At 40.9% G+C, this 12815-nt stretch carries 17 protein-coding genes, 1 pseudogene and 1 riboswitch; of the genes and pseudogenes, 15 read left to right on the top strand and 3 right to left on the bottom strand.

Features of this window, described 5'->3' with window-relative positions:
* The first annotated feature begins 151 nt into the window (after positions 1 to 151).
* Positions 152 to 589 (top strand): peptidylprolyl isomerase, encoded by a 438-nt coding sequence (locus MHB66_RS10940; protein ID WP_008359679.1) that lies wholly within the window; start codon positions 152 to 154, stop codon positions 587 to 589.
* Between the two features lie 229 nt (positions 590 to 818).
* Here MHB66_RS10940 and MHB66_RS10935 read toward each other — a convergent pair whose 3' ends face one another.
* Positions 819 to 2042: an MFS transporter gene (locus MHB66_RS10935; protein WP_231294002.1), complete on the bottom strand. Its 1224-nt coding sequence runs from the start codon at positions 2040 to 2042 to the stop codon at positions 819 to 821.
* Positions 2043 to 2318: 276 nt separating this feature from the next.
* Between MHB66_RS10935 and MHB66_RS10930 the strand changes: the two genes are divergently transcribed.
* The 7 genes and pseudogenes from MHB66_RS10930 (at position 2319) to MHB66_RS10900 (ending at position 6674) form a co-directional block, all read left to right on the top strand.
* Positions 2319 to 2900: a TetR/AcrR family transcriptional regulator gene (locus tag MHB66_RS10930; protein WP_041117862.1), complete on the top strand. Its 582-nt coding sequence runs from the start codon at positions 2319 to 2321 to the stop codon at positions 2898 to 2900.
* A gap of 215 nt (positions 2901 to 3115) precedes the next feature.
* The gene (locus tag MHB66_RS10925; protein WP_046311660.1) at positions 3116 to 3352 is read left to right on the top strand and encodes a DUF2164 family protein; all 237 of its coding nucleotides are present in this window, start codon (positions 3116 to 3118) and stop codon (positions 3350 to 3352) included.
* Positions 3353 to 3581: 229 nt separating this feature from the next.
* A complete protein-coding gene (locus MHB66_RS10920) occupies positions 3582 to 3926 on the top strand; it encodes a hypothetical protein (protein ID WP_008344451.1) in 345 nt (114 codons plus the stop codon).
* Positions 3927 to 4032: 106 nt separating this feature from the next.
* A riboswitch (FMN riboswitch) is annotated at positions 4033 to 4174 on the top strand.
* Positions 4175 to 4427: 253 nt separating this feature from the next.
* Positions 4428 to 5078 carry a riboflavin synthase gene (ribE, locus tag MHB66_RS10915; RefSeq protein ID WP_024422851.1) on the top strand — a complete coding sequence of 217 codons (651 nt, stop codon included), beginning with the start codon at positions 4428 to 4430 and terminating at the stop codon, positions 5076 to 5078.
* Positions 5079 to 5089: 11 nt separating this feature from the next.
* Positions 5090 to 5668: pseudogene (gene ribB, locus MHB66_RS10910) on the top strand (3,4-dihydroxy-2-butanone-4-phosphate synthase); the annotation flags it as partial.
* A 74-nt stretch (positions 5669 to 5742) separates the two neighbouring features.
* Positions 5743 to 6207, top strand: coding sequence for a 6,7-dimethyl-8-ribityllumazine synthase (gene ribE, locus MHB66_RS10905; protein ID WP_029706184.1), 465 nt, complete (start codon positions 5743 to 5745; stop codon positions 6205 to 6207).
* Positions 6208 to 6320: 113 nt separating this feature from the next.
* Positions 6321 to 6674, top strand: a complete 354-nt coding sequence (locus MHB66_RS10900) for a GNAT family N-acetyltransferase (protein ID WP_024422850.1) — start codon at positions 6321 to 6323, stop codon at positions 6672 to 6674.
* 24 nt (positions 6675 to 6698) lie between these two features.
* Here the strand turns inward: MHB66_RS10900 and MHB66_RS10895 are convergent, their stop codons facing one another.
* Positions 6699 to 7223 (bottom strand): DUF309 domain-containing protein, encoded by a 525-nt coding sequence (locus tag MHB66_RS10895; RefSeq protein ID WP_024422849.1) that lies wholly within the window; start codon positions 7221 to 7223, stop codon positions 6699 to 6701.
* Positions 7224 to 7313: 90 nt separating this feature from the next.
* Positions 7314 to 7406: a YjcZ family sporulation protein gene (locus MHB66_RS10890; protein WP_012010430.1), complete on the bottom strand. Its 93-nt coding sequence runs from the start codon at positions 7404 to 7406 to the stop codon at positions 7314 to 7316.
* 209 nt (positions 7407 to 7615) lie between these two features.
* On the opposite strand from MHB66_RS10890, the gene MHB66_RS10885 reads away from it, so the two are divergent.
* The 7 genes from MHB66_RS10885 to rluB all read left to right on the top strand — a co-directional run bounded on the left by MHB66_RS10885 (position 7616) and on the right by rluB (position 12801).
* Positions 7616 to 8374 (top strand): segregation/condensation protein A, encoded by a 759-nt coding sequence (locus tag MHB66_RS10885; protein ID WP_046311657.1) that lies wholly within the window; start codon positions 7616 to 7618, stop codon positions 8372 to 8374.
* Positions 8364 to 8957, top strand: coding sequence for an SMC-Scp complex subunit ScpB (scpB, locus tag MHB66_RS10880; protein WP_024422847.1), 594 nt, complete (start codon positions 8364 to 8366; stop codon positions 8955 to 8957). Before MHB66_RS10885 ends, scpB begins: the two co-directional genes overlap by 11 nt.
* 113 nt (positions 8958 to 9070) lie before the next feature.
* Positions 9071 to 9550 carry a YpuI family protein gene (locus tag MHB66_RS10875; RefSeq protein ID WP_034280380.1) on the top strand — a complete coding sequence of 160 codons (480 nt, stop codon included), beginning with the start codon at positions 9071 to 9073 and terminating at the stop codon, positions 9548 to 9550.
* A 113-nt stretch (positions 9551 to 9663) separates the two neighbouring features.
* Positions 9664 to 10815, top strand: a complete 1152-nt coding sequence (locus tag MHB66_RS10870; RefSeq protein WP_034280381.1) for a D-alanyl-D-alanine carboxypeptidase family protein — start codon at positions 9664 to 9666, stop codon at positions 10813 to 10815.
* Complete coding sequence (locus tag MHB66_RS10865; RefSeq protein WP_034280382.1) at positions 10803 to 11390, top strand: nucleoside recognition domain-containing protein; 588 nt, start codon at positions 10803 to 10805, stop codon at positions 11388 to 11390. Before MHB66_RS10870 ends, MHB66_RS10865 begins: the two co-directional genes overlap by 13 nt.
* Before the next feature lie 4 nt (positions 11391 to 11394).
* Positions 11395 to 11931 carry a spore maturation protein gene (locus MHB66_RS10860; protein WP_024422843.1) on the top strand — a complete coding sequence of 179 codons (537 nt, stop codon included), beginning with the start codon at positions 11395 to 11397 and terminating at the stop codon, positions 11929 to 11931.
* Positions 11932 to 12066: 135 nt separating this feature from the next.
* Complete coding sequence (rluB, locus tag MHB66_RS10855; protein WP_024422842.1) at positions 12067 to 12801, top strand: 23S rRNA pseudouridine(2605) synthase RluB; 735 nt, start codon at positions 12067 to 12069, stop codon at positions 12799 to 12801.
* Positions 12802 to 12815: the final 14 nt, after the last annotated feature.

Raw genomic sequence — 12815 nt, 5'->3', positions numbered from 1 at the left:
ATATCATTTTATTAGGAAAAAAGAATCAAGCAACCCTATTTTATCAATCATCAGTTAAGAGGTAAATGACAATCGAAGAGCAGGGGATGTTTAACATCACCGAAAATGTGCTATAATGAGCGTTGTTTAACCTGAAAGGAGAATGTGAAAAATGGCGAAAAAAGGATACATACAATTAACGAATGGAAAGAAAATTGAGTTTGAACTTTACCCAGAGGCTGCTCCAGGTACAGTAGCAAACTTTGAAAAATTAGCGAATGAAGGCTTCTACGATGGATTGAAATTCCACCGCGTGATTCCAGGTTTCGTCAGCCAAGGCGGCGACCCAAACGGTAATGGAACGGGTGGTCCTGGTTACACAATTAAATGTGAAACAGAAGGAAATCCACATCAGCACGAAAGAGGTTCATTATCAATGGCGCATGCTGGTAAAGACACAGGCGGCAGCCAATTCTTTATCGTACATGACCCGCAGCCGCACTTAAACGGTGTTCACACTGTTTTTGGCAAGGTAACATCTGGTATCGAGGCTGTACTTGATATGGAGCAAGGCCAAGGCATGGAAAAAGTTGAAGTTGTAGATGCTTAATCTAAAACACCGCTTAATCGCGGTGTTTCAGCGTGTAGACAAACCCTTGCATTCGGTGTCAGGTCTGCGCTCCGGTACTCACGAATGTTAAATTCGCTCCGTTCCAGTGCTCGCCCTTCCTAGACTTCAAAGGTTTTCAAACACGCTGAAAAGAAGACAAAGGGCTAAAATCAAGTTCATTTTAGCCCTTTGTCAACAATAAAAGACACCGCTTAATCGCGGTGTTTTTTTATTTTGTTTCTGATTCTACCGTGATTTGTTTCGTTATGCGGTAGGTGATGAGCCAATACAAAATGGCTAAAGCGCTGATAGAGGCACCAAAAAGACATACTCCGCTCCAGCCATAGGCTGCGTATATGCTGGTTGAAACAATTGAACCGGTCGCACTTCCGATGGAGTAAAAAATCATGTAAGCGGCAGTAAGCCGGCTTCTCGCCTCAGGCCGTACTGTAAAAATCATACTCTGATTGGTCACATGTACTGCCTGCACAGATAGGTCAAGAATAATAATGCCAATGACTAATGCAATAAGTGAATATTCAGTCAAACTGATGAAAAACCATGAAATGAATAAGAGGACAAGGGCTATACCGGTTGTGAACTGTCCAAAACCTCGATCAGCAAGGCTGCCAGCCCGAGCAGCTCCTAACGCTCCGGCTGCCCCAGCAAGACCAAATGCGCCAATAGCAGTATGTGAAAGAGAGTATGGCGCTGTACTGAGAGGCAGCACGAGTGAAGTCCATAACGTACCAAAGACAATAAAAATCAGAAGAGCCAGAATCCCACGGATGCGGAGAATTCGTTCTTGTATAAACAATGTAAACATTGAACGAAGCAGATCAGCATAGGATAATGATTCTCTTTTGCTGTTATCATGCGGGAGCACTCGGAACAATACGCCAGTCAGGATAAGCATGATGACGGTAGAAACAAGATAAACAAACCTCCAGCCAGCAAAATCGGTTAATACACCGGCAAAGGTCCGGGCGAGAAGAATACCGATTACAATTCCACTTTGCACCAAGCCGACTATACGGCCGCGCTCTTCTGGAGCAGCCCAACTTGCTGCAAACGCAACGAGTACCTGAGTGACTACAGCGAGCAGTCCGACCACTGCTAATCCTAGAAATAGGACGGCGATGATAGGAGCAATGCCGACTAGAATGAGGGCAAGCACAGATAAAAGCATCTGACCAATGATGAGCCGGCGTCGATTCAACAGATCACCAAGTGGTACTATCAGTAGCAGCCCCGCTGCATAACAAAGCTGAGTAATCGTAATGACAATACCGATGGATGAATACGTGATACCGAACTCGTCTGCCAGTGAATCTAGTAACGGTTGTGCGAAGTATATGTTTGCAACAGCCATCCCGCACGATGCTGCAAAAAGTAGTGCCATATAGTGAGTCATTTTTGATCCAGGCTTTATTCGAAAATGAGCCGTTTTCATATCAGGATGATCTCTTGGAGTCATTTTATCTTTAACCATTCATTACATCCCTTCTTTTTTGTACTAAAAAGTATAATATACTAATCGGTATAAAATGATTCCTGTTAAGGATAACCAACAAAATGTTTTAAAGTCAAGATTTATTCCAGTTATTCTATGTTAATCTTGAAAGCAGAAAGGTAGTTTGACAATTTTACGTGAATAAAATAAAATTATAATGTACTGATTGGTAATGTTATCATGAAATGATTTTATTGTTGAAAAGAGGAATTGATGATGGTTCGACAGCGTGAGTTTGATGAGGAAAAAGCGTTGGATGATGCAATGGTGCTTTTTTGGGAAAAGGGATATAGAGCTACAACGTTAAGCGATTTGACTGCAAAAATGGGAATACAGCGGCCAAGCTTATACTCAGCCTTTGGAGATAAAGAGGAGTTATTTGAGGCTGCCTTACGCAAATATACAAAGCAGCATGCAGCCCGTATTCGAACAAAACTTCAAAACAATCAATCTGTAAAGGAAGCATTTCATACATTATTTACAGATGTAGTGGAAGAGGAATATAGGGATGGCCCGAGTAAAGGCTGTTTTTGCATTAATACGATAGTGGAACTTGCTCCACACGAAGAGAAATTTGAAATTCTGACAAGAGAGCATCAGATGTATCTTTCGGTCATATTTGAAGAAAAGATTGTGCAAGGTATTCGCTCGGGTGAGCTTGAAAGCAGCTTGAATGCTAAAGCCTTAGCACAGACAATGGTCGTTTCTTTCATCGGGCTTACCGTCCTCATGAAGTCACGTCCAGAGCGTTCATTCGTAGATCATTCTGTAGCGACGATCCTATCCATTTTAAAATAAAATGGACAACACGCTATGACAGCTTCCGTGAAAAAATCATACAGCATAGTGAAAGCGTATTTGATCCATTACATCAAAATACGCTTTTTCTTATAGGGCAGTCATGCACAGAATATGTTTTTATGATATGATAAGAGAACAAACATTCGTATTCGCGCGGGCTCCAGCACATCCAGAATGCAAATGTAGAAAGCGAAAAGAAAGAAGGGGAGACTTTGAAACCACTCACAAAAGAAGAGAGAAATCAAATGACGATGGCTATTCAGTATTATTTTGCCGAAGAACGAGAAGAAGAGATTGGTGAATTAGCAGCCATTAATATACTAGAATTTATCACAAAAAACCTTGGAAGCTACTACTATAATCAAGGGGTTCGCGACAGCCGCAGCATCGCTGTTCAGCGGTCACAATTGTTAGAGGAAGACTTATTCGCACTCGAAAAAAGAATATAATGAAAAGCTTGCAGTATGGTGTGTTACGAACTAATAAATAGGAAAAAGACCCCCTTAATAAAGAACGCATATTCGTATCATATGTAATGATTAAGAGGTGGAACCAAAGGGCCATCTGAATCGTTATATAAGTAACCATTAATGAAAATCAGCTTTTTTGGTTTTATTTCAATAAAAGAAGGAATAAAACATACAAATAGGCGAAGTGCAGATGATGGAGGTTCTAAATATGGGGAAAATTAAATTAAAAATTGCGATCTTATTTGTTTTACTGCTTTGTTTAGGCGCAGGTTATTTATACATGAATGGCATGAAAATTGAAGATGTGCCAACAGCTATTGGCGAAAGCTTAACAAATAATGATAAAGATTACACCATCTATGAATATACCATTACGAAAATTGATGGAGATGAATATTACGGTCAAGCGAAGAATGGCACAAAAATCATTTTTAATGGTAAGAAATTTGAAGATGATGTGGCCGATCTGAAAAAAGGAGATCGTATTAAAGCCTACTTTAGTAATGAAAAAAGAATAGATGGGCTGATAAAAGTTGTAAAAGTCGTCAATTAACATGTCTCCTTTCCTATAAGGAGGCTTTTTTTGTGAAGAAATCTTGATTGTTGCATTTGACAACAAGGATCGCTATAATAGCCCCTAAGGACAGCTAAATATCGATTGTATCCTTCGGGGCAGGGTGAAAATCCCGACCGACGGTAATAAAGCAAATGCTTTACAGCCCGTGACCCGTTAATTTATTAACGGTTGATTCAGTGAAAAGCTGAAGCCGACAGTGAAAGTCTGGATGGGAGAAGGATAAAGAAAGCTATGAACGAAAAATATTTGTTGATCATAGTCTTATTTCTGATGCAAAAAAACCACAGCCCCGGAATTTTTTCCGGGGCTTTCTGTATGATTTTGTCGTTAATAGACTGCATGCAGTGTTTATTAGGTGATCCCTCATCTACCTTGTATGGACCATAAAAAGCGACGAAGGTGCTCAATCGATCACATGTCCCTAACATCGCTTTTTTTAAAAGTGAGAAATACAAATGAAACGAAAGGGAGGATCACATGTTTACGGGGATAATTGAAGAAGTTGGCACCGTTCAGTCATTAAGTAAAAAGTCAGCAGATGCCATGGAAATTGTCATTACATGCAGCCGTGTGCTGGAAGATGTTCACCTCGGAGACAGTATCGCCATTAATGGAGTATGTCTCACAGTCACTAGCTTCACAAAAGAACAGTTCGCGGCAGATGTGATGCCAGAGACGGTCAAAGCCACATCGCTGGATCAGCTGACAAAAGGCAGTCCAGTAAATTTAGAGCGAGCCATGTCCTCAAATGGACGATTTGGCGGCCACTTTGTCTCAGGCCATGTTGATGGAACGGCTGTCATTACCCGGATAGAAAAGAAGAGTAATGCCATTTACTATGATTTAAAGATGAACAAGACCCTCACAGATATGCTCACCCAAAAGGGTTCGATCGCAATAGATGGTGTCAGCTTGACCATTTTCGATTTGCGAGATTCACATGTCACAGTCTCTATTATTCCTCACACGCTTGAAGGAACTATTTTCCCGACTAAATCTATGGGGGATATCGTGAATATAGAGTGTGACATGATCGGTAAATACATTTATCGCTTTTTAACAAAAGAGCAGAGCGAAAAACAGCCATCTCGATTGACCCCATCATTTCTAAAAGAGCACGGATTCTAGGAGGCGATTGTATGTATCATTCCGTTGATGAGGCAGTAAATGCCCTTAAACAAGGAGAAATCATTATCGTAGTGGATGATGAAGACAGAGAAAATGAAGGAGACTTTGTGGCACTTGCTGAGCATGCCACACCTGAGGTGATTAACTTCATGGCTTTACATGGAAGAGGCCTCATTTGTACGCCAGTCGATGCGTCGATCGCAAAACACCTGAATCTGCATCCAATGGTTGAACATAATACGGATGCACACCATACAGCATTTACAGTAAGCATCGACCATGTGACAACGACAACTGGTATTAGTGCTTTTGAGCGCTCCACGACCATGCTGGCCATGTTAAATAAAGACGCAAAACCAGACGAATTTGCCCGTCCAGGTCATGTTTTTCCGCTTATTGCAAAAGAGGGCGGCGTACTAGAAAGACCGGGTCATACAGAGGCGGCGGTTGATCTTGCTAAACTGGCAGGCTCAGAGCCAGCGGGTGTCATATGTGAAATTATGAATGCAGATGGATCAATGGCGCGCGTCCCTGAACTAAAGGAGATCCAAAAACAGCATGATTTAAAGATGCTGACAATCGAAGCATTACAGACATATTTAAACAACAATCGAACAGCCGCTATTGAAACAAAATAAAAATCACAAAAAAGGATGATCAACATATGAATACAATACAAGGTCATGTAGTAGCAGAAGGACTAAAATTTGCAATCGTTGTAGCGAGATTCAATGATTTTATTACAAGTAAACTGTTAGATGGAGCAGAAGATACATTACTCAGACACGGAGCAAATGGTGATGATATCGATGTTGTGTGGGTACCAGGCGCTTTTGAAATCCCGTACATGGCAAAAAAATTAGCAGAAACCAAAAAATATGATGCAGTCATCACACTTGGAACCGTGATCAGAGGCGCAACGACTCACTATGATTACGTTTGTAATGAAGCTGCTAAAGGAATTGCTCAGAGTGCTATGTCAACAGGGGTACCGATTATCTTTGGTGTACTCACAACAGAATCTATTGAACAAGCCATTGAAAGAGCTGGTACAAAAGCAGGAAATAAAGGCAGCGAATCGGCTGCTGCTGCTATTGAAATGGCGAATCTCAATCGAACGTTCTCTTAATTTAGTGAAAAAGAGTTTAAAAACGGTATAAAAATGTTTATAATGTGTGATGAGCAAATGAATCATAAGACATTTGCTGGAAATTAGGATAATTTGAATATTGAGGGGTATATATGTTAATTCGTTACAAGAGGTCTTTTGAAAAAATTGCCATGGGACTTCTGTCCTTTATGCCGGGTGAGAAAGACGTCAAACAGCTTCAGCAGACGATGAAGTCATATGAAATGGATGAAGATCGGCAGCTGTTCCTATGGAAAGATGGCGAGGATATTGTAGGTGCTATTGGTGTGCTCAAAACAGACGACCAAGTACAAATTGAGCATATTAGTGTGAATCCATCCCATCGTGATCAAGGAATCGGCAAGGAAATGGTTTTAGCCGTGGAAGAAATATTTAAAACCAAAACACTCATTCCAAATGAATTAACGCAAGGCTTCTTTCATAAGTGTCACAGCGAATCAAATTAAATATCACACATGTAAAAGCAGAGGCTACAGTCCTCTGCTTTTTTTACGTTCAATCTGCTTTTTTCGTTCCAGCAAAACTTCTGTCCGGTCACGGAGTCTATGTTTTTCGATTAAAAATGTATGGGATAAGTTGCTCTCCTGTCCAAAGAGCAGTCCTTCTTTTTGGGCCATTTCTTGGCATAAAGAAAGAAGTGCTTCATCTTTGATCGGCAGCATCACACTCTCATAGGGCATATCTTCATCCATTTTCTTTTTCAGCGTTCTCAGAAGCATCAGAAATGCCTCATCATCCAGACCGAGATTCGATAATACTGAACGGTTTGCTTCTAACAAATGAAGACTGTTAGAAATGAGCCGTTTTGCTCCTTTTCCATTTCCCCGTCTTTGATGATACAAGGCAACAGCGAGCTGAATGAGCCCGACCCAATATTCTTTGCGCTGCTCAGGGGGATCTTCTTTCCAATATTCCTCTAGAATTTCATGACACTCAAAATAATCTCTTGTCGTATGAAATTCGTGTAAAAAAGCCACGTACGCTTCAGGATACACAGCGGTCATCTCCTTTTCCACTCTCAGTCTAACATATCGAAAAGAAAAGAAGAAAGAGCGTCCCTTTAGTGAAAAGGACGCTCTGTTTCTTTAATAAACCCAAGCCGCGCCAACGATGATCAGCAAGATGAAAAGCACGACAATAAGCGCGAATCCTCCGCCGAAGTTATAGCCATCTCCCATAATGATACGGCCTCCTTTTTCATCAGTTCTGATTACAATGGTATTCTATGTATAAATGCCCTTATTGGTATGGGCGGATCCACTGTTTTTCTTGATTTGCCTAAGGCATTATGGCCGAAATTATATTGGACGAGAGCTTTATCCTGTCTTATACTAAAGGTTAGCCGGTGAAACGGTACTTAGAAGACAGTAGAAATGGTGAGAAAAAGATGCTGGAATATCAGGTGAAAATAGATTCGTTCGAGGGTCCTTTGGACTTGCTTTTGCATTTAATTAACCGGTTGGAAATTGATATTTATGATATTCCCGTCGCTAAAATTACGGAGCAGTATTTATTATATGTCCACACGATGAGGGAGCTTGAGCTCGATGTTGCGAGCGAATATTTGGTCATGGCTGCAACCCTCCTGAGTATTAAAAGCAGAATGCTTCTTCCGAAACAAGAGGAAGAGCTGTTTGATGAAGACCTGCTCGAAGAGGAAGAAGACCCTCGAGAAGAGCTGATTGGCAAATTGATTGAATACCGCAAGTATAAAAATGCAGCACAAGAACTAAAGGAACGCGAAGAAGAAAGGCAAAATGCCTTTACAAAACCACCGAGTGATTTAAGCGAATTTGCAAAAGAATCAGAAGCGAAGGACACAAATTTACACGTAACGGTGTATGATATGTTAGGTGCGTTCCAAAAGGTATTAAATCGAAAGAAAATAACGAAACCAGCACCATCAAGGATTACAAGACAAGAAATCCCGATTGAAGACAAAATGAATGAGATTATGAACCATTTAAGAAAAACAAAAAAGCGGACCAATTTCATGACTCTATTTCAGCATGATCAAAAGGAGCACCTTGTCGTGACGTTTCTTGCTGTTCTCGAATTGATGAAAAGTCATCAAATCATGTTAGAGCAGGAAGGGAACTTTGAAGACATTTATATCATAGGGAGTGAAACGATTCATGACGCTTGATATCGTGAATTGGAAAGCCATCTTAGAAGCGCTGCTGTATGCAGCAGGTGACGAAGGCTTAACAAGAAAACAGCTCATGTCTGTTCTTGAAGTAGATGAGTCGGTATTACTCGACATTATGTCTTCCGTAAAGGAAGAATATCAAAAACAAGAACGAGGGATTGAGCTCATTGAATATGCAGATTCATATATGCTGCTGACGAAAAAAGAATACAGCATGTATTTAAAAAAATTAGTCGAGACACCATCCAAGGGTTTGTCGCAGGCAGCGCTGGAGGTGCTTGCCATTGTTTCTTATAAACAGCCGATTACACGCAGTGAGGTAGAGGAGATTAGAGGAGTCAAATCAGAGCGGGTACTTCATAGCTTAGTAGCCAAAGCACTGCTCTGTGAAGTAGGACGTGCCGATGGTCCGGGACGAGCGATTCTTTATGGGACAACCCCTACCTTTTTAGAGCAATTTGGCTTAAAAGCCTTAGATGAATTACCGCCGCTTCCAGAAAATGTGGAAGCAGACGGGGTACAAGAAGAGGCTGATCTATTTTTTGAAAACTTCAATCAAACATTTGAAGACATAAAATAGTTCAAAAGAAGGAAAAATGTATGATAAAATATAAAAAAGATTTTAGGTCTAAAATCTTTTGATGACAGATAAAATGGTGACAAAGCCATGAGGGGAAGGTAAACACGAAACAAATGGCACATATGAATGTAAAGGCTCAAGTTGATCAAGCAGGCGTCTTTTTATCAAAGGTTGCAATTGAAATGAATGGTTTTCTGAACGAAGCCACCTTATCAAGCTTGAAACGATTAAACCCCGAAGCGGAAGCCTATTATTGTGACATATTGAGTACATTACGGAAGCTTGCAGTGTACAGCGAGGATGCAGCAGCAGTTTGCAGGAAAATGGGCCAGCAGCAGACATTCCCGCAGCAGGCCGCACAGCAGATGCTTCACCGTATTTATCATCAATGCATTGAAGAATTTTTCACGCCAAAAAAGGATACATGGTATGAAGACAGCCGATCGGCCTATACAGGAAAAAGCAGCATTGTCTTTCACCATGAAGTATCCGCTGATATGAAACAATTATTTTCTTCATTAGAAAAAGACTTTTTAGCGATGAGAGAAGAGCTGGAATATACGGCATCTCATCAGCAAGTGAAAATGGTATAAGCAACTTGAAGAAGCGCCTCTACATGTAGAGGCGCTTTTTTTTATGGACGAGGCATCATAACTTTTTCAGCTGAGCATACACTTGTACAAAACGGACAAGGACGTGAATGAACATGCCCTATTTAAAAATTGGAACAGCAGTCCTTCTTCTATTTACACTCTTACTGCCTTTTTCTTCACATGCCAAAGCAGACATTTCATTATCAGTGAGTGCAAGAAGCGCCATTTTAATAGATGGACAGTCAGGCAGAGTCCTATTTGGAAAGGACGAGCACGAAAAAAGAAGAATCGCCAGTATTACAAAAATCATGACGGCTGTATTAGCCATTGAATCAGGAAAAATGAAAGATACCGTTAAAGTATCAAAACGTGCGATTGGGGCAGAGGGGTCATCCATTTATTTAAAGGAAGGGCAGAAGGTGAGCTTAGAAGATTTGACATACGGGCTCATGCTGCGTTCTGGAAATGATGCAGCTGTTGCCATTGCAGAGCATGTTGGCGGCAGCTTAGAAGGCTTTATTTTTATGATGAATCAAAAGGCGGCTGAACTAGGAATGGAGAATACAAATTTTCAAAATCCGCACGGACTCGATGATCATAAAAATCATTATTCATCAGCCTATGACATGGCGATCCTAACAAAATACGCAATGAAGCATAAACAATATCAAAAAATTGCCGGTACAACTTTCTATAAAGCGAAGACAATGGAAGGCTATTGGAAAAATAAAAACAAGCTGCTCACCGGTTTATACGAATATTCCACTGGAGGGAAAACAGGATATACAAAGCTTGCAAAACGAACACTTGTCTCCACCGCTGCAAAAGGTGATGCCGAGCTGATCGCTGTGACCATTAATGCGCCGGACGACTGGAAGGATCATATCTCTATGTTTGAATATGCATTTGATCACTATAAAACGTATGTGCTTGCTGAAAAAGGAAGGCTTGCTTCGTTAAAAGGGACCTTTTACGAAAAAAAAGCGTTTATCAAGCGTGATGTGGACTATTTTTTAAATGAAGATGAAAAAAAACTTGTGAAAATTGAAACGGAAATGCTCGCTCCAAAAAAGAAATGGAAAAAAAACGCCGAAACCATCCCAGATGTTGTCGGAAAAATGACGATTTTATTAGATGGACAGGTGATCGAGCAATTACCGATCTTTTATGAAAATAAACGAAACCGCATGCCTCAAAAAAGTTTCCAAGAAATGTTTAAGTCTGTCTTTCAGACATCTATAGGCGGATCTTCATGGTCAATCTAATTTGGGTATTTCTCACTGTCATCGGTCTTGTCTATGCGATGTTTAATGGAACGATGCAGGAAGTGAACGAGGCTGTATTTAAAGGCTCAAAAGAAGCGGTTACTATTTCAATTGGTTTGATTAGTGTCCTCGTTTTTTGGCTCGGGCTTATGAAGATTGCCGAAGAGGCAGGGCTGTTAAATTTCTTTAGTAAATTGTGCCGGCCCTTTATTTCAAAGCTATTCCCGGATATTCCGCCTAATCATCCTGCAATGGGGTATATTTTGTCCAATCTCATGGCGAATTTCTTTGGTCTCGGGAATGCCGCTACACCGCTTGGAATTAAGGCGATGGAGCAGATGAAATCATTAAACGGCGGGAAAAATGAAGCAAGCCGTTCTATGATTACATTTCTAGCGGTCAACACATCCTCTATCACACTTGTGCCAACAACCGTCATTGCAATAAGAATGACCTATGGGGCAGATCAGCCAACAGACATTGTAGGGCCAACCATTTTAGCAACACTCATTTCAGGAATCGGTGCAATTATCATCGATCGTTATTTCCACTATCGCAGAAGCAGGCGGGGGTGATCTTGTGGCATTTATTAACTGGCTGTCACTTGCTTTGATACCACTGATCATCGCAGGAATTTTGATTGCTGGAACCATTAAAAAGGTACCAACCTATGAAACATTTGTGGAGGGAGGAAAAGAGGGCATTCAAATTGCCTTTTCAATCATTCCCTATTTAGTCGGTATGCTTGTAGCCATTACGATATTCCGTGCGTCAGGTGCGCTTGATTTTGTTATGGGACTATTAAAACCAGTCTTTACAGCGATTGGTTTCCCGCCAGAAGTGGTGCCGCTTGCGTTTATTCGTCCGATATCAGGAACGGCTGCACTTGGAATGACATCAGACTTGATAGCGACGTATGGCCCAGATTCTTTTATTGGCCAGCTTGCAGCTGTCATGCAAGGGTCAACAGACACCACCCTTTACATTTTAACGGTCTATTTTGGAGCAGTCGGTATTAAAAAAATGGGAGATGCGCTGAAAGTAGGTTTGTTAGCAGATCTCATTGGTGTCATTGCATCTGTCATTATCGTCAGTTTGTTATTTAGCGGCGCCTAATCAGGCGCTTTTTTGTATTTCATGGATGGAAAATCGCTTTTTAGCTGAAATTAGACAGACGAAACGCTTATTTTTCCACGAATGCTTGTTTGTTTTAAGTCAAGCAAGTAAGATAGTACATGAGGTGAAAGACAAATGGAACGTTTACAGAAAGTAATTGCACATGCCGGCGTCGCTTCAAGACGAAAGGCTGAAGAATTAATTAAAGAAGGACGAGTTACCGTTAATGGTCAAACAGTGACAGAGCTCGGAGTGAAGGTGGGCTCTTCAGATAAAATTGAAGTCAATGGATTAAAGCTTGAAAGAGAAGAACCGGTTTACTTTATGCTTTATAAACCGCGCGGCGTCATTTCGGCTGCCGAGGATGATAAAGGACGCAAGGTCGTCACAGATTTCTTTGATGATGTCCCGCAGCGTCTTTATCCAATCGGCCGGTTAGATTATGATACGAGCGGTTTGATTTTAATTACAAATGATGGGGAATTTGCCCATAAGCTCATGCACCCGAAATACGAAATTGATAAAACGTATGCAGCGAAGCTAAAAGGCATTCCTTCAAAGGAACTGCTTAGAAAGCTAGAAAAAGGGATCATGTTAGATCATAAAAAAACAGCACCTGCTCGTGCGAAAATGCTTTCTATTGATAAACGAAAGCAAACTTGTATTGTTCAATTAACCATTCACGAAGGCAGAAACAGACAGGTGCGCCGCATGTTTGAAGCGATTGGACATGATGTGTTAAAGCTAAAAAGGGAGCAATATTCGTTCCTTCATATTGAAGGTATGAGACCAGGAGACCGCAGAGAATTGTCTCCGCATGAAGTAAAGCGCCTGAGAGCAATTGCCGATCATGGGAAAAGCGCTTTTTAATTTTCACATAAACT

The sequence above is a fragment of the Bacillus sp. FSL L8-0167 genome, assembly GCF_038630295.1.
Classification (GTDB): Bacteria; Bacillota; Bacilli; order Bacillales; family Bacillaceae; genus Bacillus; species Bacillus safensis.
Note: the sequence above shows the minus strand (reverse complement) of the source record. Positions and strands in the feature narration are given on the sequence as shown.

Excerpts from the sequence above, each read along its gene's own strand:
- MHB66_RS10940 (WP_008359679.1), top strand. The coding sequence starts at position 152 with ATGGCGAAAAAAGGATACATACAATTAACGAATGGAAAGAAAATTGAG.
- MHB66_RS10935 (WP_231294002.1), bottom strand. The coding sequence starts at position 2,042 with ATGAAAACGGCTCATTTTCGAATAAAGCCTGGATCAAAAATGACTCAC.
- MHB66_RS10930 (WP_041117862.1), top strand. The coding sequence starts at position 2,319 with ATGGTTCGACAGCGTGAGTTTGATGAGGAAAAAGCGTTGGATGATGCA.
- MHB66_RS10920 (WP_008344451.1), top strand. The coding sequence starts at position 3,582 with ATGGGGAAAATTAAATTAAAAATTGCGATCTTATTTGTTTTACTGCTT.
- ribE (WP_024422851.1), top strand. The coding sequence starts at position 4,428 with ATGTTTACGGGGATAATTGAAGAAGTTGGCACCGTTCAGTCATTAAGT.
- ribE (WP_029706184.1), top strand. The coding sequence starts at position 5,743 with ATGAATACAATACAAGGTCATGTAGTAGCAGAAGGACTAAAATTTGCA.
- MHB66_RS10900 (WP_024422850.1), top strand. The coding sequence starts at position 6,321 with ATGTTAATTCGTTACAAGAGGTCTTTTGAAAAAATTGCCATGGGACTT.
- MHB66_RS10890 (WP_012010430.1), bottom strand. The coding sequence starts at position 7,406 with ATGGGAGATGGCTATAACTTCGGCGGAGGATTCGCGCTTATTGTCGTG.
- MHB66_RS10885 (WP_046311657.1), top strand. The coding sequence starts at position 7,616 with ATGCTGGAATATCAGGTGAAAATAGATTCGTTCGAGGGTCCTTTGGAC.
- scpB (WP_024422847.1), top strand. The coding sequence starts at position 8,364 with ATGACGCTTGATATCGTGAATTGGAAAGCCATCTTAGAAGCGCTGCTG.
- MHB66_RS10875 (WP_034280380.1), top strand. The coding sequence starts at position 9,071 with ATGGCACATATGAATGTAAAGGCTCAAGTTGATCAAGCAGGCGTCTTT.
- MHB66_RS10870 (WP_034280381.1), top strand. The coding sequence starts at position 9,664 with ATGCCCTATTTAAAAATTGGAACAGCAGTCCTTCTTCTATTTACACTC.
- MHB66_RS10865 (WP_034280382.1), top strand. The coding sequence starts at position 10,803 with ATGGTCAATCTAATTTGGGTATTTCTCACTGTCATCGGTCTTGTCTAT.
- rluB (WP_024422842.1), top strand. The coding sequence starts at position 12,067 with ATGGAACGTTTACAGAAAGTAATTGCACATGCCGGCGTCGCTTCAAGA.